Source organism: Streptomyces sp. NPDC051320, assembly GCF_040682175.1.
Lineage (GTDB): Bacteria > Actinomycetota > Actinomycetes > Streptomycetales > Streptomycetaceae > Streptomyces.
Genome location: NZ_JBFBAL010000013.1, coordinates 128,540 through 146,871 on the forward strand (window position 1 = coordinate 128,540; position 18,332 = coordinate 146,871).

The 18,332-nt window shown below is 70.2% G+C and carries 21 protein-coding genes and 2 pseudogenes; 8 read left to right on the top strand and 15 right to left on the bottom strand.

Features of this window, described 5'->3' with window-relative positions; all coding sequences use genetic code 11:
• Positions 1-9: 9 nt before the first annotated feature.
• Genes AB0M87_RS26420 through AB0M87_RS26430 form a run of 3 tightly spaced genes read right to left on the bottom strand, consistent with a single transcriptional unit; the run spans position 10 to position 843 of the window.
• Positions 10-204, bottom strand: a complete 195-nt coding sequence (locus tag AB0M87_RS26420; RefSeq protein WP_365857091.1) for a DUF397 domain-containing protein — start codon at positions 202-204, stop codon at positions 10-12.
• Complete coding sequence (locus tag AB0M87_RS26425; RefSeq protein ID WP_365857093.1) at positions 201-470, bottom strand: Scr1 family TA system antitoxin-like transcriptional regulator; 270 nt, start codon at positions 468-470, stop codon at positions 201-203. The genes AB0M87_RS26420 and AB0M87_RS26425 overlap by 4 nt, the downstream gene beginning before the upstream one ends.
• Positions 358-843: a Scr1 family TA system antitoxin-like transcriptional regulator gene (locus AB0M87_RS26430; RefSeq protein ID WP_365857095.1), complete on the bottom strand. Its 486-nt coding sequence runs from the start codon at positions 841-843 to the stop codon at positions 358-360. The genes AB0M87_RS26425 and AB0M87_RS26430 overlap by 113 nt, the downstream gene beginning before the upstream one ends.
• Before the next feature lie 4 nt (positions 844-847).
• On the opposite strand from AB0M87_RS26430, the gene AB0M87_RS26435 reads away from it, so the two are divergent.
• Positions 848-1,801 (top strand): hypothetical protein, encoded by a 954-nt coding sequence (locus AB0M87_RS26435; RefSeq protein WP_365857097.1) that lies wholly within the window; start codon positions 848-850, stop codon positions 1,799-1,801.
• Between the two features lie 64 nt (positions 1,802-1,865).
• Here AB0M87_RS26435 and AB0M87_RS26440 read toward each other — a convergent pair whose 3' ends face one another.
• On the bottom strand, positions 1,866-2,912 hold the full coding sequence (locus AB0M87_RS26440; RefSeq protein ID WP_365857099.1) for an Lrp/AsnC family transcriptional regulator: 1,047 nt from the start codon (positions 2,910-2,912) through the stop codon (positions 1,866-1,868).
• A gap of 98 nt (positions 2,913-3,010) precedes the next feature.
• On the opposite strand from AB0M87_RS26440, the gene AB0M87_RS26445 reads away from it, so the two are divergent.
• The gene (locus AB0M87_RS26445; protein ID WP_365857101.1) at positions 3,011-3,727 is read left to right on the top strand and encodes an SDR family oxidoreductase; all 717 of its coding nucleotides are present in this window, start codon (positions 3,011-3,013) and stop codon (positions 3,725-3,727) included.
• Here the strand turns inward: AB0M87_RS26445 and AB0M87_RS26450 are convergent.
• Positions 3,621-4,397, bottom strand: coding sequence for a GDSL-type esterase/lipase family protein (locus AB0M87_RS26450; protein WP_365857275.1), 777 nt, complete (start codon positions 4,395-4,397; stop codon positions 3,621-3,623). The genes AB0M87_RS26445 and AB0M87_RS26450 overlap by 107 nt on opposite strands.
• A gap of 50 nt (positions 4,398-4,447) precedes the next feature.
• Between AB0M87_RS26450 and AB0M87_RS26455 the strand changes: the two genes are divergently transcribed.
• Entirely contained in the window at positions 4,448-5,470 is a 1,023-nt protein-coding gene (locus AB0M87_RS26455; protein ID WP_365857103.1) for a WD40 repeat domain-containing protein, read from the top strand.
• Here the strand turns inward: AB0M87_RS26455 and AB0M87_RS26460 are convergent.
• The 3 genes and pseudogenes from AB0M87_RS26460 to AB0M87_RS26470 all read right to left on the bottom strand — a co-directional run bounded on the left by AB0M87_RS26460 (position 5,467) and on the right by AB0M87_RS26470 (position 7,053).
• Positions 5,467-5,880, bottom strand: coding sequence for a PPOX class F420-dependent oxidoreductase (locus AB0M87_RS26460; protein ID WP_365857105.1), 414 nt, complete (start codon positions 5,878-5,880; stop codon positions 5,467-5,469). The two genes, AB0M87_RS26455 and AB0M87_RS26460, sit on opposite strands and share 4 nt — an antisense overlap.
• 50 nt (positions 5,881-5,930) lie before the next feature.
• Positions 5,931-6,185, bottom strand: a pseudogene (locus AB0M87_RS26465) (Uma2 family endonuclease); the annotation flags it as partial.
• Between the two features lie 25 nt (positions 6,186-6,210).
• Positions 6,211-7,053 carry a pentapeptide repeat-containing protein gene (locus AB0M87_RS26470; RefSeq protein ID WP_365857107.1) on the bottom strand — a complete coding sequence of 281 codons (843 nt, stop codon included), beginning with the start codon at positions 7,051-7,053 and terminating at the stop codon, positions 6,211-6,213.
• Between the two features lie 57 nt (positions 7,054-7,110).
• On the opposite strand from AB0M87_RS26470, the gene AB0M87_RS26475 reads away from it, so the two are divergent.
• From AB0M87_RS26475 to AB0M87_RS26485, 3 genes are all read left to right on the top strand, one after another.
• On the top strand, positions 7,111-7,617 hold the full coding sequence (locus AB0M87_RS26475) for a GNAT family N-acetyltransferase (protein WP_365857109.1): 507 nt from the start codon (positions 7,111-7,113) through the stop codon (positions 7,615-7,617).
• A 118-nt stretch (positions 7,618-7,735) separates the two neighbouring features.
• Positions 7,736-9,214 (top strand): MFS transporter, encoded by a 1,479-nt coding sequence (locus AB0M87_RS26480; RefSeq protein ID WP_365857111.1) that lies wholly within the window; start codon positions 7,736-7,738, stop codon positions 9,212-9,214.
• Positions 9,211-9,789, top strand: coding sequence for a TetR family transcriptional regulator (locus AB0M87_RS26485; protein ID WP_365857113.1), 579 nt, complete (start codon positions 9,211-9,213; stop codon positions 9,787-9,789). Before AB0M87_RS26480 ends, AB0M87_RS26485 begins: the two co-directional genes overlap by 4 nt.
• 118 nt (positions 9,790-9,907) lie before the next feature.
• On the opposite strand, the gene AB0M87_RS26490 is transcribed toward AB0M87_RS26485, so the two are convergent.
• Complete coding sequence (locus AB0M87_RS26490) at positions 9,908-10,180, bottom strand: hypothetical protein (protein ID WP_365857115.1); 273 nt, start codon at positions 10,178-10,180, stop codon at positions 9,908-9,910.
• A 311-nt stretch (positions 10,181-10,491) separates the two neighbouring features.
• Between AB0M87_RS26490 and AB0M87_RS26495 the strand changes: the two genes are divergently transcribed.
• Together AB0M87_RS26495 and AB0M87_RS26500 are read left to right on the top strand one after the other, a co-directional pair.
• Complete coding sequence (locus AB0M87_RS26495) at positions 10,492-11,928, top strand: carboxylesterase family protein (RefSeq protein ID WP_365857117.1); 1,437 nt, start codon at positions 10,492-10,494, stop codon at positions 11,926-11,928.
• Positions 11,929-12,034: 106 nt separating this feature from the next.
• Positions 12,035-13,015, top strand: coding sequence for a zinc-binding dehydrogenase (locus AB0M87_RS26500; RefSeq protein WP_365857277.1), 981 nt, complete (start codon positions 12,035-12,037; stop codon positions 13,013-13,015).
• On the opposite strand, the gene AB0M87_RS26505 is transcribed toward AB0M87_RS26500, so the two are convergent.
• From AB0M87_RS26505 to AB0M87_RS26530, 6 genes and pseudogenes are all read right to left on the bottom strand, one after another.
• Positions 13,005-13,508, bottom strand: a complete 504-nt coding sequence (locus AB0M87_RS26505) for a hypothetical protein (protein WP_365857119.1) — start codon at positions 13,506-13,508, stop codon at positions 13,005-13,007. The genes AB0M87_RS26500 and AB0M87_RS26505 overlap by 11 nt on opposite strands.
• A 74-nt stretch (positions 13,509-13,582) precedes the next feature.
• On the bottom strand, positions 13,583-14,095 hold the full coding sequence (locus AB0M87_RS26510; RefSeq protein ID WP_365857121.1) for a hypothetical protein: 513 nt from the start codon (positions 14,093-14,095) through the stop codon (positions 13,583-13,585).
• Positions 14,096-14,187: 92 nt separating this feature from the next.
• Positions 14,188-14,355 (bottom strand): annotated as a pseudogene (locus tag AB0M87_RS26515) (oxidoreductase); the annotation flags it as partial.
• Between the two features lie 206 nt (positions 14,356-14,561).
• Positions 14,562-15,680 (bottom strand): phosphoserine transaminase, encoded by a 1,119-nt coding sequence (serC, locus tag AB0M87_RS26520; RefSeq protein ID WP_365857123.1) that lies wholly within the window; start codon positions 15,678-15,680, stop codon positions 14,562-14,564.
• 148 nt (positions 15,681-15,828) lie between these two features.
• On the bottom strand, positions 15,829-17,058 hold the full coding sequence (locus tag AB0M87_RS26525) for a cytochrome P450 (protein ID WP_365857125.1): 1,230 nt from the start codon (positions 17,056-17,058) through the stop codon (positions 15,829-15,831).
• A gap of 27 nt (positions 17,059-17,085) precedes the next feature.
• Complete coding sequence (locus AB0M87_RS26530; RefSeq protein WP_365857279.1) at positions 17,086-18,300, bottom strand: cytochrome P450; 1,215 nt, start codon at positions 18,298-18,300, stop codon at positions 17,086-17,088.
• Between the last annotated feature and the right edge of the window lie 32 nt (positions 18,301-18,332).

Sequence of the window (18,332 nt, forward strand, 5' to 3'; positions counted from 1 at the left end):
CGTGAAGCGTTAGGAAGCTGGCATATCGCTTTCTGTTGCAGCTTGCGTGAACGCCGTCCAAGCGGTGGGGGTTAGCGTCAGGCCCGGGCGGGAGTGGTCCTTCGAGTCGCGTACATGGACGGTGGCAGTGGTCTTGGCTACCTCTACGCAGTTGCCTTGATCGCCGCTGTAGCTGCTCTTGAACCAGTGCAGGTCGTTCCTCATAGGTCGCGCGCCACCTGTTCGATCAGTCTCGCCGACTCCTCCGGGTTGAGAGCCTGCGCGCGCAGGATGCCATAGCGCGCGAACAGGTCGCTCGTCTCCGGTTGTTCGCTCACGAAGAACCCACCGCTCTGCCCCTCGATGTACGCGAGTTGCTTACGTTCGGCCGTTTCCAGCAGAACCATGGGCCCGTTCAGGGCGGCGTGTGTGTGACGATCCGGTGGCATCACCTGGATCTCTCCGTTGCGGCGCCGGGAAATGGTGAGCACGTGGTCCAGTTGCTCCTTGAGGACCTGCGGGGCGCCCAAAGGGGCGAGTGAGCGCAATCTTCTCCAGGACGCAGCTGATGAGCTGTGCCGGTCGGCGTTGCAGAAGCTGCTGCCGTTGGTGGCGGGTTGTCACCCTCGCCTCGACTTCCTCGTCCTCGAGTGGCGGGCGGTGGCAATTGAACACCGCTCGCGTCGCCACCGACGGTCGAAGTTCCGTTCGTGGAGTGCGACTTATTGCATGAAATGGTTGGACGTGCTCTCGATGCGGTACGGTGACCAGGTCATCACGCTCCGTGAAAACGGAGCGGTCCTCGGAGGTGCTACCAACACCGAGCCGAGGACCTACACCGCCGCATGGAAACCAGGAGTCCATCGGGATGTTTCGTCATGCTATCGCGCCCACGCGGCGCTTCACGAAGGCTTCGCACGACGTCGTACGGCATCAGCGCCTCAACAGCGACGCGAAGATCCTTCTGCTGTACGTGCAGGGGCTGCCGGACAGCGAGACCCACGCATCGCTCAGCGAGCACGCGCTCAAGCTGGGCATCAAGGGCCGGGCGTACCAACGCGCCAAGGAGTCCCTCACCGCCTGCGGGTATCTGCACGAGTGGCGTTGGCAGGGCGAGCGCGGTCGTTGGCTTACGGGGCAGCTCCTCGCGAACGTCACCTTGACGCGGGACGAGGCGAGTCGGGTGCATAGCGGAGCGGTGGCCCCGGGCGAGCGCCCGCCGAGTGACCGGCCGCCGATCGAGCCGCCGCCGAGTGCCCGCCCTCCGACGGTCGGTGGGCCGGAGGGACGGAAAGTCGGCGGCTCAAAACCAGAAGAAGAACTACCGGAGAAGAACCTTCCCCACCCCCCACCCGAAGACGAGCCGGTCGGCGAACTGGCGGTGGCCGAGCAGGTGTTGCTGTCGCTGCGGCAGGTGAGCCGGGAACTGCACCTCGGCGTCCGGGAGGCGCGGGGACTGGCCGAAGCGGCGGCCGAGTGGCTGCGGCGGGGCGTGTCGCCGGGGGACCTGCGGCGGGTGCTCGCGGACGGGCTGCCTGCGGGCGGCATTCGCTCGGCGGTGGGTTTCCTGCGGCACCGGCTGGTGGCGAAGCTGCCTGCGGTGGCTGAACGCGGGGTCCCGGCGGAGGGCTCGGCCGGTTTGGTGACGTGCAAGGGCGGGGGCGACGAGCATGTGTTCCGGCCGGTGGGTGACGAGACGCACTGCGGGCGGTGCCGGGTGGCGGGGGCGGCCGATGCCGTCGGCGGCCGGGCCCAGGCCCGGGTGGTGCCCCCGGTACGGGCGGTGTCCTGGCGGGAGCGCGTGGCTGAGGTGACGGCCTGACGGCGCTCACCGTACCGGGCCGCGAACCCGATCGGTGCTGCCGTCCGCGCATGTCCGCCGGGGTTCACGCCCGGGTACGTCGTGTCTCGACGAGGCGATCGCCGGACAGCAGCGTGCCGGCCTGCTTGACGTGCTGCAGCACAGGTGAGACTTCCATGCTCTGCAGGTCGGCCAGGGATCCGATGCGGCCCGTCGTGAACTCGAAGAGTTCGTCGAGGTCGCGGCAGTGCGCGACGGCATGGATGTTGTGGGGACCGGACACGGCCGCAGCGAAGGCGATTTCGGGTTCCTGCGCGAGCGTGCGTCCGACCCGCTTGACCGCCGACGGATGCACGCGCAGCCACAGGTTCGCCCGAGCGTGATAGCCCAGAGCAGCTGCCGCGATCTCGACGTCGATGTGCACGACGCGACGTTCGAGCAGTGCGTGCAGGCGGCGGGAAACCCGCCCTGGGGTGGAGCCGGCCGCTGCGGCGAGGTCGACGAGACTGGCGCGGCCGTCCGCGGCGAGAGAGCCGAGGATCTTCTCGTCCTCTGCGGTGACGTGCACAGGGTCGCGGGCGACGACCGGGGCTTCGGTGAAAGGCGGACCGTCACTGCCCAGCATGGCTTCCTGCTCCGGAGACAGGACACCCTGCAGGGCGGCCCAGTAGTGGCCGCGGCCTCCCAGGAACTGGCGGAGCATGGCGAAGGCATTGATGTCGAGTACCGCCGCGGTGCGTGGAAGCCGTTGACCCAGCAGGTCTTCGCGCTGCTCACGGGTCCGTGACTGAGTCGCGCAAGTGATTTCGCAGCCGGCCGCGCTCAGGGCGACCCAGTTGACGTCGTCGCGCTTGGCGAGTGCGTCGGCGATCGCGGAGACGCTGCCGGGGCGGCAGCGCAGCCGCACCAGCCACCTGCTCTGTCCGAGCGCTCCTGGATTCACCATGCCCGCGACGCGGACGATGCCGTCGGCGCGCAGGCGCCGGTAACGGCGGTTGACGGAGCCCTCCGTGAGGCCGAGCGCGGCCGCTACGGAGGCGAACGAAGCCCGCGGGGCGATCTGCAGGGCGCGAATGATGCGCACATCGTCGGGCTGCAGAACGCCGGATTCGCACACTGACATCACCGCCATAAGGGAAATCCTACAAAGGGGGCCCTTCCATTCGCCCCGGAAACAGCGCGGCGAACAGACTTGTACGACTCGCCGCTGAAGAACGGAGATGACGCCGCATGTCATCGACTGGCACAGACCAGCACCCGCCGACCGCGCTCATCATCGGGGCATCGCGTGGCCTCGGTCACGCGATGGCGGCCGAATTCCTGGACAGGGGATGGAGCGCCATCGGCACGGTCCGCGACACCACGTCCCGAACGCCCCTGCACGATCTCGCGGACCGGTCCGACGGGCGAGTGAGCGTCGAGCACCTCGACATCAACGAGCCCGACCACCTGGCGCCGCTGCACGAACGCCTGGCCCAGCGCCGGCTCGACCTGCTCTTCGTCAACGCAGGCACCACGAGTAACGAGCAGACCCCGATCGGCGCGGTTCCGGCATCGGACTTCGTCCAGGTGATGATCACCAACGCCCTCAGCCCGATGCGCGTCATCGAGGCGCTGGAAGATCTCGTCACTCCCACCGGGCTGATCGGCGCGATGTCGTCCGGGCAGGGCAGCATCACGAACAACACGACCGGCGGCCGCGAGGTCTACCGCGGAAGCAAAGCGGCCCTGAACATATTCCTGCGCAGCTTCGCAGCCCGGCAGGCCGAGACGCAGCGCGCCTTCGTCCTCCTGGCACCGGGCTGGATTCGCACCGACCTGGGTGGGCCGGACGCGCCGTTCACCGTCGAGGAGAGCGTCCCCCTGCTGGTGGACGTCCTGCTGTCCCGGCTGGGCACGCCCGGTCTGGCGTATCTGGACCGCTCGGGCGGGACCGTGCCCTGGTGATCGCGGGCCGCGGAATGCCGGCCTTCCGGCGGTCGGCCCCCACCCCCCACGCCTGGTGCAGTGCGTCGGCGAAAGCTCCCGCCAGTTTGTGTTCGCCGCTCGCGTTCGGGTGAGTGCCGTCGTAGGTGTCCCGGTGGATGTCGTACGACTCGGGGCGGGAGGCGAGCAGCAGGGGGGACGTCGGCTGGTCGAGGTCCGCGATGGTTTTCGCCAGGAGGGTGTTGAAGTGGTCGACCTCCGCCGCGAACGGCGCGTCCGTCTCGGCGCGGATATTGGGGATCACCGGCAGGATGACCGCGCGGATGTGCGGGTTCGCCCCGCGGGCCTGCTGCAGGAAACGGCGGGCGTTCCGGGCGGTGTCCTCGGCGTCCGTGTAGAACCCGAGGTCTATCAGGCCCAGGGATATCAGCAGCAGGTCCGCCGGGTGGGCGGTCAGGGTCTCGCGGATCACCGGGGCCATGTGGTGCCAGCCCTCACCCCAGCCGGCCAGGTGGCGGCGGGCATCGGCGGGGAAGGCGGGATCGGCGTAGGCCGTGCTCGACTCGTACAGCTCCGCGCGCGGGCCGACGATCTCGCAGCTGCCGCCGAGGTGCTGCCACATGCGGTAGCGCCAGGTGTAGTCGCCGGCCCGGCCTATGGTCATCGAGTCACCGACGAACATCATCCTCAGACGCATCCGGTCATCATCGCTGACGGAAGAACGGTGGCAGTCTTGGGGTCATGCGTTCGCTTCTGTACGTCGCCGGGGCCGCGGCCACCGTCCTGCTCGCCGTCGTTCCGGCGGTTCCCGCCGCCGCCGATGACGGCGGGTTCACGATCAAGGACCCACGGATCAAGGAGTCCAGCGGCCTGGCGGCGAGCCGCCTGCATCCGGGAATCTACTGGACGCACAACGACAGCAGCGACGGCCCGTACGTCTATGCCGTGGACTCGAAGACCGGTGAGACGGTGGCCAGGGTGACGATGCACGGGGTCGGGCAGCCGCGTGACGTGGAGGCGATCTCGATCGGGCCGGACGGGGACATCTACGTCGGGGACATCGGCGACAACCTCGACGGGGCGTGGGACCACGTCTGGATATACCGCTTCCCCGAACCCGAGCAGCTGAAGGACGCGACGGTCCGGGCCACTCAGTACACCGTGAAGTACGCCGACGGCGCGCGGAACGCGGAGGCGCTGATGGTGCAGCCCACAACCGGGCGGGTGTACATCGCGTCGAAGAACGAGGAGAAGGGCGGCGGACTGTACGTGGGGCCCAAGCAGCTCTCGGCGTCGAAAACCAACGTGTTCCGGCGGATCGGCCATGTCCCGTGGGTGACCGACGGGGCGTTCTCGCCGGACGGCAGGCAGTTGACGCTGCGCGGGTATCTGGGGGCCTGGACCTATGACTGGAAGCCGGCCGGGGACGGCGGGCTCGGCGCCGAGCACGAGCTGAACGTGCCGTTCCAGGGGCAGGCCGAGTCGGTGACCTACACCCCCGACGGGTCGGCACTGATGATGGGCTCGGAGGGGGCGGAGAGCCGGGTGGAGCGGTTCGCCGTGCAGAAGCCGAAGGGGTCGGGTGCCGCCAAGTCGCCGTCCGGTAAGGGTGGTTCGGCGAGCGCGGACAGTGACGCCGGCGGCTCCGGGAGCGGCAGCGGTAAGAAGTGGGGGGTGGCGGTCGTCGCCGGGCTCTTCGTGCTGTTCGTGGGTGTGAAGAGGCTGTTCCGGCGGGGCGGTGGTGGCGGCCGTCGGCGCGGCTAGCCTTCCAGCGCGCGGACCTCGTAGTGCAGGGTCGTGTCCCGTTTGACGCGGTGGGCGATCGGCACGAGGGCGCCGTGCACGATCGGGTACTTGCGGGCGAGTGCCTTCGCGGCGTTCGTGTTCTCCGCGCTGCCGGCTGCCAGTAGCCGCACCCGCGCTTTCATGGCGGGGCCGGTCGGCTTTCCGCGGAGGGTGGAGGGTGCGATCTCCACTTCCGGGAAGTTGCGCATCCGCTTGACCTTCCAGGCCGAGGAGTACGTACGGATGTAGGCGTGGTCGCCCACGACGGCGATGGAGACGGGGGTGCCCACGGTGGTGCCGTCGCGTTTGCGGGTGGTGAGCAGGACGGCGTACTGCTTGACGAAGGGAGTCAGGGGGCCGGGCTCCGGGCTCGGCGGCGAGGTGGTCATGCCTACCATGCACGCACGGCTGCCGCGTGTTGTCACTCCCTGGCGTCCGTTCAGCCCTTGGCGTGCGCCTTGGTTCCTGCCAGCAGGATCGCCTCGACGTCGAGAGAGACCTCGGCGCCGATGGAGGCCGGGAGGGAAGCCTGTCGGCCTGCGGCGTAGATCTGGTGGCCGGCGTAGTCGCTGCCGACCGGCTCGGTGAGTACGTGGACGCGCTGGTGCTTGCGGTTCACAATCACGTAGACCGGGATGTCGGCCTCGCCGTAGGCGGCAACCTTTGCCCGCAGGTCCCTGGTTGTAGTCGATATCCGTGTCGTCCTGCGGGCACGGGCGCTACGCCGCCCAGTGCCCCGGCCTGACCAATGACGGCGGAAGCCGTGTCGCCGCGTCGCCCTGCGCCGCGTTCAGTTGGGGCTGGGTGAGGAAGAAGGCGCCGGTGAGGTCGGCGCGGCTGAGGTTCGCGTCGCGGAGGTCGGCGCCTATCAGGTCGGCCAGGCGGAGGTCGGCGCCGGTGAGGTCGGCGGCGATCAGGTAGGCCCCGCGCAGGTTGGCGCCGCTGAGGTCGGCGCCCCGGAGGCGGGCGCCCATCAGGTCGGCGCCCCGGCGGTTCTTCTTCTTGCTCTTGGCGCCGGCCGTGGCGCGTACGAGTTCGCTGGTGCGCAGGAGAAGCGTGTTGACGTCCGCGCGGTGGGCCGGGACGTCCAGTTCGCCGAGTGCTTCGGGGGTGAGGCGGGTGAGCGCGGTGGTGGCATCGAGGAGGCGGCGCAGGTCGGCGTGGACGGGGCGGGCGGGGGCGAGCGTGATTGCCTCGGTCAGGTACCAGAGGAGTTCGTGGAGCTGCCTGACGACCGGGAACGTGTCGAACATCTGCCGGGCGGTCGCCGGGTCCTGCCGCCAGTCCCGGCCGCCGAAGGTGACCTGGGAGACCTGCTGGCCGGCGCCGAAACAGTCGTACACCGTGCAGCCCGAGAAGCCCTTGTCCCTCAGCCGGGTGTGGATGCCGCAGCGGAAGTCGTCCTGCAGGTTGGTGCAGGGCTGCCCGGCGCGTTTGTCGACCGCGAAGTCGGCGGAGGCGGTGAAGGGGAGCGCGACGCAGCAGAGCCCGAAGCAGTTGGCGCAGTCGCCCTGCAGGCTGGGGTCGCTGGGTTCGCGGGGTTCGTTGTGGTCCGGGAGCACGAGTGCATTTTAGGCGCGTGTATCGCAGCGACGGCCGGGGCGTCGTAGCCTCGCGGCATGCGTGAGCCCCGGGCCTTCTCCACCGACCGTCTCGAGCTGCTGCCGCTGCGGGTCGGGTACGCCGAGGAGATGGCGGAGGTGTTGGCCGACCCGGGGCTGCACACCTTCATCGGCGGCCGTCCGGCCACAGCGGACGAACTGCGCGCGCGTTACGAACGACAGCTAGCGGGCTCCCCGGACCCTGCCGTGACCTGGTGGAACTGGGTGATCCGGCTGCGCGCGGAGGGCCGTCCGACGGGCACGCTGCAGGCGACCGTCGAGGAGCCGGTCGCGGAGATCGCCTGGGTGGTGGGGGCGCCGTGGCAGGGCCGGGGCATCGCCAAGGAGGCGGCGGCGGGACTGTTCCGGCACCTCGCCGGTGTGTCCGGCGTGCGCGAGGTGATCGCGCACATCCACCCGGACCACGCGGCGTCGGCCGCGGTCGCCAGGGCGGCGGGGCTGCGACCCACCGGCGAGTGTCACGAGGGCGAGGAGCGATGGCGGGGGCTGCTGTCGCGCGGATAGTTATGGCCTGCCCTGCGCGGAGTGCCGAAGGGGTGCACAACCGTTTACCCTGGGGGTGAACGTTCGTGCACCCCCCTGCCTGGGCTGGTCCGGCGTCGACACGACCAACGGGAGAGTCATGCCCCCTGCGATACCGACCGAGGACGTCGACGAGGTCGAGGAAGCCCCGCACCCCCGCCTGCTCGTCGGCGTCCTCGCGTTCTGCGGCTGTGTGGTCGCCGTCATGCAGACGCTGGTGGTGCCGCTGCTGCCGCACGTTCCCGCGCTCACCGGGTCGACTCCGGCGGCCGCGAGCTGGCTGGTCACCGTCACGTTGCTGACCGGGGCGGTCTGTACGCCGGTGCTCGGCCGGGTCGGGGACATGTACGGGAAGCGGCGGGTGCTGGTCGCGGCGCTCGGCGTGCTGGTGCTGGGGTCGGTGCTCTGTGCGATCAGTTCGCACATCGGGGTGCTGATCGCCGGCCGTGCCCTGCAGGGCGCCGCCATCGCCGTGGTGCCGCTGGGGATCAGCATCATGCGGGACGAGCTGCCGCCGGCCCGGGTGCTTTCGTCGGTGGCGCTGATGAGTTCGACGCTGGGGATCGGTGCGGCCATCGGTCTGCCGGTCGCCGCGATGGTGGTGGAGCACTACGACTGGCACACCATGTTCTGGGCGTCGGCCGCACTCGGCGTGCTCGACGTCCTGCTGGTGCTCCGGGTGGTGCCGGAGTCGCCGCTGCGGACCCGGGGGCGGTTCGACGCGCTGGGCGCGGTCGGGCTGAGCGGGGCGCTGGTCTGTCTGCTGCTGGCCACCACCCAGGGCGGCGAGTGGGGCTGGGGTTCCGGCCGGATCGTCGGGCTGTTCGTGGCCGCGGTGGTGATCGGTCTGGTCTGGGGGTATTACGAGCTGCGGGTCTCCTCGCCGATGGTCGATCTGCGGATCTCCGCCCGCCCCGCGGTGCTGTTCACCAACATCGCGGCGCTGCTGGTCGGCTTCGCCTTCTACGCCAACTCGCTGGCCACCGCGCAGATGGTGCAGGAGCCGAAGAGCACCGGATACGGGCTCGGTGCGTCCATCGTGGTCGGCGGGCTGTGTCTGCTGCCCGGTGGACTCTCGATGGTGGCGCTGTCGCCGGTCTCCGCGCGGATCTCCGCCAAGCACGGCCCCAAGGTCACCCTCGCGCTCGCCTCCGCCGTACTGGTGGCGGGCTATGTGGTCCGCTTCTACACCAGCCACAGCCTCTGGCTGATCATCCTGGGCGCCACGGTGGTGTCGTCCGGCACCGCGCTGGCGTACTCGGCGTTGCCCTCGCTGGTGATGCGCGGGGTTCCGGTCAGCGAGACGGCCGCCGCCAATGGACTCAACACGCTGATGCGTTCGGTCGGGCAGGCCTTCTGCAGCGCGGTGGTCGCCGCCGTGCTGGCCAACCTCACCTTCCGGGCCGGCGGCCACACCGCGCCCACCCTGCACGCGTACCTCGTGGTCTTCCTCATCGCCGGCGGCGCCGCGCTCGCCGCGCTGGCCGTGACGCTGTGCCTGCCGGGACGGTCGGCGGCACCCGCCGCCGGTAACGTCGGGGAGCGGGGACCGAAGGTGCTGGCTCAGGAGGGCGCATGACCGCAAGCGGTACGGACACCGGCCCGGCGGGGACGCGGGCCGGACCGACCGGCCGGGACGCCATCCTGCTCGCCGCCCGGCGTGCCTTCACCCGGCGCCCGTACGCCGAGGTGACCATGCGCGGGATCGCCGCCGACGCCGGGGTCAGCGCCTCGCTGATCGTCAAACGGTTCGGGACGAAGGAGCAGTTGTTCCGCACGGTCGCCGACTTCGGGGCGGCGGCCGACGAGCTCTTCGACGCCCCGCTCGGTGACCTGGGCAGGCATCTGGTGCTCACTCTGGTCCGCAGCAGAAGGGCGCAGCAGGCCGACCCGTTGCTGCGGGTGGTCTTCTCGCTGGGCATCGACGACGAACGTTCCCTGCTGAAGGAGCGCTTCCGCGAACAGGTCACCGCGCGGCTGGCCGCCCGGCTGCCGGGTGCGGAGCGTGAGCTGCGGGCGGAGCTGATCGCCGGGCAACTGCTGGGGCTCGGCGCAGCGCTCAGCCTGCACCGGCCCGGCGCGGGCCAGGTCGCCAGCCCCGAGCGGCTGGCCGAGCTGTGCGCGCCGGCGCTGCAGCGGCTGATCGACGGGTGAGGGTCCTCGAGCCAGCAGCTCCGGAGCAGCCGGGAGACCGACGGAGACCGGGCCCGGCGGGACCGTGCGGATTCTTGCTGTCACGAGGCGGCACCGGCTCGGCTGGGGCCGGGGCAGACTACTTCTCGGCCCGTTGGCGTCCCACCACGGGGTGGCCGGCGAGTGCCGCTTCGATCTCCTGCTGGAAGTATTCGAAGTTGGAGAGCGCGAAGGAACCGCACGGGTCGGAGCGTTGGGAAATACGCTCGTCGTTTTCGTTGACGTAGTCCTTGTAGTAGGCGTCGTAGAAGCAGTGCTCTTCCAGCAGATCGTCCGAGGTCAGTTCCGCGTGTGCCACGGTGCGGAAGTAGCCCTTGTTCCAGTATGTGGAACGGCCCGTCCGCTGGACCACCACGGCTGCTTGGCCAGCGACGGCACCGAGGACCGGGCCGGTCCGGTGGGGCAACCGGGCAGACGTGGGTCCGACTGCCCGGAAGGGCCCATCGGCGGAGGGGCAGCACAGTGCCTCCGGGGCGTGGGTCCGCAGGGATCCGCGGACGGCGAGGAAGAGGGGCGGCTGATTGTCACCTGGTGACCATCGAGTGACCGCTGCCCGCCGGGCGATTTGTCGGATCCCAGGGAACGATGGGAGAGCGTCACCCCGAGCGACCAGCCACCGATACACCCGCGCGAAGCATCCGCACCGCGCCGGAAGGACATGCCATGACCCCCACCGCTCCCAAGGCCCCGACCGCTCCAGGGGTGCGTTCTTGGTGGGGGATCCCGTATGCCACCGCCGAGCGGTACCGCCGTCCCGTGGTCGCGGACTTCGATCCGGACCTCCCCTATGACCGTAAGGGCGTCGTCTCCGTCCAGCCCGACAGCGGCGACTGGCTGGAGGCGGACAGCGGGATGGGCGAGGACTGCCTGAACCTGAACGTGTGGGCCCCCGAGCAGCCGGCCGACAAGGCGCTCCCGGTGACCGTCTACATCCACGGCGGCGGATTCGAGTACGGCGCGAACACGCAGATCACCTCGAACGCCGCCGCTCTCGCCGCGACGGGGCGCGTGGTGGGCGTGTCGCTCAACTACCGGCTCGGCGCCCTGGGCGCGCTCTCGCTCTCGCAGTACGGTGGGCGGCTCGCCGAGGCCAGCAACCTCTTCCTCCAGGACGTCATCGCCGCGCTCACCTGGATCAAGCAGAACATCGCCCACTTCGGCGGCGACCCCGACAGCGTCACCGTCTATGGCCACAGCGGCGGCGCTTACTCGACCTTCGGTCTGCTCGGTGCCTCCTCCGCCGACGGCCTGTACCGGCGTCTGGCCGGGTTCTCCGGCGGGCCCGCTCGTAGCATTCCGGCCTGGTGGGCCGAGGAGCTCGCGCACAGGTTCGTCACCGAACTCGGTGTGGCGGACAACCCGGAGAAGCTGCTCGACCTCGACGCGGCCTCCCTGAGGGACGCTCTGTGCAAGGTCGCCCCGACGGACCTTGGAGTCCGCGGCGGGGTGGACAACAAGGCCACCGGCGTCGTCCTGGACATCGGGCAGCCCGGCGCGGTGGTGCACGCCCATCCCATGGACGTCCTCGCCTCGGGCGCGCACCGGAATGTCGACGTGCTGCTGAGCATGGCCAGTGACGACATGGGCTGGTGGGTGGCGAACGACCTCGACCGGTTCGATCCGCAGACGGTTGACCGCGTCGTCGACGAGGTCGCGGGGTGGCGCATTTCCCGCTCCCGCGCGAAGAAGATCGTCGATGCCTACGACCAGGGCGGCCGTACCCCGGCCGAGGTCCGCGCCGCGGTCATGGCGGACTACCTCTTCGCGCTCCCCGCCGCCCGCGGTGCCCTGGCGCACGCCGCCGCGGACGGCAACGCCCGTCTCCTGATGATCGGCCCCGCCGAGGATGCGCCCGCCGTGCACGGCACCGAGATGTACGCCCTGGTCGGTCAGGAGAAGCCGGGCCGCAGCGCCGAACAGGCCGAGCGTGACACGCGTATCCGCGACATCGTGCTCGACTTCGCCACCGGCGAGCAGTCGCGTCTGTGGCCCGCTGTCACGGACAAGCCCACCTCGGAAAGCGTCGGCAACCCTCCCTTCGAGGCCAACGCCCACTACCAGCAGGTTCTCGACCTGTGGGAGGGCATCGACCGCCCCTGACGGCCGGCGGGCGATACGGAACAGCGCACCAACAGGGGCGAAACAGAGTGAGGAAATCGGCATGAGCCAACCGACAGCAGCAGTCGTCGACGTCGCATCGGTGACGATGCGGGCCGTCGTCGTCACCCGGCCCGGTGGCCTGGACGCACTTCAGATCAAGGATGTGCCGGTACCCGCCCGCAAGCCCGGCTGGGTGCGGATCAAGGTGAAGGCGTTCGGCGTCAACGAGTCCGAAGTCACCACCCGCAAAGGCGAGTCGGACGCCGAGGTCACCTACCCGCGCATCCCCGGCATCGAAGGCGTCGGCGTGGTCAATGAGGCCGACGAGGACAGCAGGCTGCGGCCGGGACAGCAGGTGGCGACCATGATGGGCGACATGGGCCGCTCGTACGACGGCGCGTACGCCCAGTACGTCACTGTCCCCGCGGCGCAGGTCCTCCCGTTCGAGACCAGCCTGCCGTGGGACGTCGTCGGTGCGCTGCCGGAGATGTTCCAGACCGCCTACGGGTCCCTGACCCGCGGTCTGGACCTCAAGGCCGGGCAGACGCTGCTGATCCGCGGCGGTACTTCCGCGGTGGGGCTGAGCGCGGCCACGATCGCGAAGGATCTCGGAGCGACCGTGCTGTCCACCACCCGCAGCCCGGAGAGGGCCGGGGAACTGCGGGCCGTGGGCGTCGACCATCCCCTCGTCGACGACGGCACCCTCGCGGACCAGGTGCGCGAGCTGCTGCCGGACGGCGTGGACGCCGCACTGGAACTGGTGGGATGCTCGGTCCTTGCCGACACTCTGTGCACCGTCCGCCGGCCCGGCACGGTCTGCTTCACCGGAGCCCTGTCGGGCCACTGGTCCATCCCCGACTTCTCCCCGTTCATGATCCCGGGCGGGGTACGGCTGACCTCTTACGGCGGTCAGGCCGCCGACCTCCCGGCCGACGTCTTCGCCCATCAGCTCCAGGCCATCGCCGAAGGGCGCCTCAAGGTCGCGGTCGCGAAGGTCTACCACGGCCTGGAACAGGTCCGTGACGCTCAGGCCGACCTTGAGTCCGGCACCACGCCGGGCAAGCACGTCGTCGTCCTTACTGACTGATCGCCCGGGTAGCAGGAAGCAGGCGCTCGACGGCCGCGACGATGGCAGCCCGGCGTGCCGTCAGGAACGTGGCGCGGCCCTCGTCGTGCGGGGGCAGCAGATCAGGCTGTGCCACCCAGGCTGTGGAGATCTGGTGGACGAAGACCAGGATGTCGACCGGGTCCCAGTCGGCGTCCAGATGGCCGGCTTCCTGGGCCTCGCGGATCTGCTCGATCTTGCGGGCCACCGATTCCCGGTAGGTGTCGTGGGGCGGTGAGTCGCCGGCGTCGAGCTCGAGTTGTCCCCAGCTCATGAGCCTGAAGCGGTCGGGATGGCTGGTGAAGTAGTCATGGATGCGGCCGGCGTAAACGGCTGAGGGTGCGGACCGAGCAGCCAGGCTGCGGCGCAGGGCGTGGTGGACGTCGAGGGGCGGCGCCCGATTGCGTTCGCTGTCAAAGGACAGGCGGATACCAGCAGTGCCCAGAAGGGCGTCGCCCTGCCCGGAGATCCGCAAAGGGCGGCCTCCACACCCTCTGCACCTCGCTGGCTGCCGACACCGCGACGAAGGCCATTCCCATGAGAACAAGCTCAGGCTGGACTTCGAAGCACAGTCGTCCCGCGCCGGTAGTACGCGACCGCTGTGGCCGCGACGAGGGGCGCCCATGCCAGCAGGGGGGAGTAGCACACCACGAGAAGCACTTGTTGGGTCGGCGTCTGCGTGACACGCCCCATCAGTCCTGACGCCTGGGTGCAGGCGAACCAGCCCCCGATTGTGCACAGTACCGTCGCCCCGAGCAGGGCCGGTATCACCGCCGCGAGCCTATGCACGCGCCGTCCGCCGATGAGCGGGAGCCAGCGGGGCGTGACCTCGCCCCAAGGCCGCACCAACCCGAGGGTGAGCAGGGCGAGGCCTTCGGTTATCAGGGTCAGCGAGACCGCCACTGCCACCTCGCGGCCGTTCCGGCCCAACTGCTCGGCCACCGGGAGCCCGGCAACCTGAGCGATCCGCCACAGGCCGGACGGCAGGGTGACAAGTGGCACCGTGTGGGCGGCGAGGACAGCCCAACGTGGAACGTTGGGCAGCGCGTCGATCTTCAGCATGCCTTCCATCGTGCTCACTCCGAGATGCCCGCACGTCAGCACGCAGGATGACGTGCTCCCCCGTACGGGGGAGCACGTAACGAAGCAGAACGGGTGCTGCGGCGGTGGAGCCGTTCGGCGAGGAGCACGGTACGTGCTTCGTCCTCGTGCCCGAGCCTCCGGTACGCCGCTGCGAGTTGCTCGTACGGCTGAGGGAGGTAGCCGCCGCTCGTGCGCCGGATCCAGCGGACTCGTTCGGCGGCGGGCAGGGGGAACGCGAGGGCCGGGCCCCGCAGAAGCCGACAGCTGCCGCGATGAGCCCGAGGCACTCGCCCGAGCTGAACGGCTTGCCAAGGACGATCCCCAGGGGGTCGGGCCGGCGGCGAGTGTCCGCACGCGGGCCCGGGGCGGCCCGCCGGTGTCGCCAACGCGAGGAGCCCCGGCGGTTGTTGCCGGGGCTCCTACGACGAGTGACGAGCGACAGCCGTTAGAGCTTCTCGATCACGTAGTCGATGCAGGCGGTCAGCGCCTCGACGTCCTGCGGGTCGACCGCCGGGAACATCGCCACCCGCAGCTGGTTGCGGCCGAGCTTGCGGTAGGGGTCGGTGTCGACGATGCCGTTGGCGCGGAGCGCCTTGGCGATGGCCGTCGCGTCGATCTCGTCGGCGAAGTCGATGGTGCCGATGACCTGCGAACGCTTCGCCGGGTCCGTCACGAACGGGGTCGCGTACTTGGACTCCTCGGCCCAGCCGTACAGGGTGCGCGAGGAGGTCGCCGTGCGGCGGACCGTCCAGTCCAGGCCGCCCTGGGTGTTCATCCAGGTGAGCTGCTCGTTCAGCAGGAACAGCGTGGCGAGGGCCGGGGTGTTGTACGTCTGGTTCTTCAGCGAGTTGTCGATCGCCGTCGGCAGCGAGAAGAACTCCGGGATGTGCCGGCCGGACGCGTGGATGCGGGCCGCGCGTTCCAGGGCCGCCGGGGAGAAGACGCCGATCCACAGCCCGCCGTCGGAGGCGAAGGACTTCTGCGGGGCGAAGTAGTAGACGTCGGTCTCGGTGATGTCGACCGGCAGACCGCCCGCGCCCGACGTGGCGTCCACCAGGACGAGGGAGCCCTCGTCGGCGCCGGCGACCCGCTTGATCGGGGCTGCGACACCGGTCGAGGTTTCGTTGTGCGTGAGGGCGTAGACGTCCACGCCCGCCTCGGCCTTCGGGTCCGGGTGGGTCCCCGGGTCGGAGGAGATGACGGTGGGCTCGGCGAGCCACGGTGCCAGCTTCGAGGCCTTCGCGAACTTGGAGGAGAACTCACCGAAGTTGAGGTGCTGCGACTTGGACTCGACGAGCCCGTGTGTCGCGATGTCCCAGAAGGCGGTGGAGCCGCCGTTGCCCAGGATCACCTCATAGCCCTCGGGGAGCTGGAAGAGGTCACGCACGCCTGCGCGTACCGCGCCGACCAGGTTCTTGACCGGGGCCTGGCGATGGGACGTGCCCATGAGGGAAGTGCCGGTGGCGGCGAGGGCGTCCAGCGCCTCCGTACGCACCTTGGAGGGGCCCGCGCCGAAACGGCCGTCGGCGGGCTTGATGTCAGCGGGAATCCGGATCTCAGCCACGAGCGGGAGCGTAGTCGGTTCCGGGCGGATATGGACAGTAGGTCCGCCCGGTGAGACGAACCTTCGGTGCACGCCCCGGTGCACGCCACGGTGCCCGCCGGGGACCGGGAGCCGGGGCGGGCACCGGCCGGCGTGACGAGCGCGGCCGTCAGCCGCCGAGTTTCACCGGCAGCGCGTAGAGGTCGTTCTGGGTGACGACCGGCTTGTTGCGCAGTTCGGTGGCGGGGACCGCGAGGTGCAGTTCGGGGAAGCGGCCGAAGAGCGCCGGCAGGGCGACGCCTGCCTCGAGGCGGGACAGGGCCGCTCCCGGGCAGACGTGCGGGCCGTGGCCGAAGGAGATGTGCCGGTTGGGGGTGCGGGTGATGTCGAAATCGCCGGCGGTCGGGCCGTGCGCCTCCTCGTCCCGTCCGATCGCGCCGAACGAGACGATCAGTCCCTCGCCCCGGGGCAGCACCGTGTCACCGACCTCGATGTCCTCGGTGGCGAACCGGATCAGTACGTGCGAGGTCGGGGTCGACCAGCGCAGCGTCTCCTCGATGACGTTCTCCCACGGCACCTCACCGCTCAGCACCAGCTTGCGCTGCTCGGGGTGGGCCTGCAGAGCGACCACGGCGTTGACGATCAGGCTGATGGTGGTCTCGTGGCCGGCCGCGATCATCAGCTGGAGGGTGTTGGTGATCTCCTCCGTGCTGAGGTGGTCACCGTCCTCGGAGGCCGCGATCAGCGCACTGGTGAGATCGTCCCCGGGGTTGGCCCGCTTGGACTCGACGATCTTGGCGAAGAGCGCGCCGAGGTCCGCCATCATCTGCGGGACCTCCTCCGGCGGTGTCTGCGTCGAGAAGAACTTCTCGAAGAGGTGCCTGAGCCGGGGATGGTCGGCGGAGTCCACCCCCATCAGCTCGCTGACCACATTCATCGGGAGCGGGTAGGCGAACTCCGCCTTCAGATCGACCGTCTCGCCTGCGGGTGTCTCGGCCAGCCGGTCCAGCATCCCGGTGGTGAGCTTCTCGATGCCCGCCCGCAGCCGCTCGACCCGCCGTACGGTGAGGGCCTGCGCGACCAGGGTGCGCAGCCTTCGGTGGTCGGCGCCGTCCACGGTGAGCATCGACCGGCCCGGGTTGGCCAGGCCGATCAGCGGCCAGTCGGGCGGGATCTCGCCGCGCTGCCACGCGCCCCAGACATTGATGTCCTTCACCAGGCGTGCGTCGGTGAGCAGTTGCCTGGCTGCCGCGTGGCGGGTGACCGCGTAACAGGCGACGCCGCCCGGCAGCACCACCCGGGCCAGCGGTCCGGCCGCGCGCAGGGCGTCACTCTCGGCGTCCAGGTCCTGGACCAGGGGGTCGAGGATGAGGGGTTCGTGGTCGATCGGACAGGTCATCGGTGTCTCCTAGGACGGTGCGTGCGGTCACAGCGCCGGGACCGGGGTGAAGGTGACCGGCAGCGCGGACAGGCCACGCAGCCAGGGGGAGGGACGCCGGGTGAGGGTGGCCGCGTCGGTCGCGAGATCGACGTCCGGCAGCCGGTCGAGGATGACCTCGATGCCGGTACGCGCGATGACCTCGGCCATCTCCTGGGCCGGGAACGGGCAGCGGTGCTCGCCGTGGCCGAAGGAGAAGAACGCGTTGTTGCCGCCGGTGAAGGCCGAACCGTCGGTCCGTACCTGCGGGTCGGCGTTGGCGGCGGCGATACCGAGCAGCAGCATGTCGCCCGCCTCGATGTGCCGGCCGCCCAGCACGGTGTCGCGGGCGGCCCAGCGGCCGGCCACGTTCTGGGTGGGGGTGTCCTCCCAGAGCACCTCGTTCATCGCTTCGGCGACGCTGTGCCGCCCGCCGGAGAGCGACGCGGCGAACCGGTCGTCGGTCAGCATCAGCCGCACCGAGTTGCCGATCCAGTCGGCGGTGGGCTGGTGGCCGGCCGCCATCATGACCATCAGGTCCTGGGCGATCTCCTCGGCGGTGAAGCCGGCCGGGTCGGCCAGCATCCGGGAGGCCGCGTCGTCGGCGGGCGCGACCTGCCGGTCGGCGAGCAGCCGGGCCATGGAACCGGCCAGGTGCTGCTGGCCCGCCAGCGCGCCCTCGCCGCCGTCGATCATGTCGTTGAGGGCCTTGACCAGCGCCGGGCCCTCTTCGTCGGGGAAGCCGTGGACACGGGCCAGTACCCGGACCGGCAGCAGCATCGCGTACTGGCCGATGATCTCCGTACGGCCCGCCCCGCAGAAGGCGTTGATCAGCTCGTCGGCGAACTGCTCGGTGATCCGGCGCAGTTCGAAGGGATCGGCGGCCTCCAGGGCATTGCCGATCATGGTGGCGCGCTCGCGGTGGCGTTCGCCCACCGTGTAGAGGATCGACGGCTGTTTACGGCCGATCATCGGCAGCAACGGCCAGTCGGCGGGGATGCGGTCCCACTGGTTCCACAGGTCCGAGTCGCGGCTGAAGAGCGCCGCGTCGCCGGTGACCTGGTGCAGCTCCCGGTAGTCGAGCACCAGCCAGGCCGGTACGTCACCATCCAGGAGCACCGGCGCCACCGGGCCGTGGGCCTTGCGCATCTCCCGGTAGAGCCGGGTGGGGTCGGTCTGGAAGCGGGGGCCGCTCAGCAGGGTGGGCGGAGCTTCTGTGGTCATGTGGCGCTGGGCTCCCGGACGGACGGTGCGGC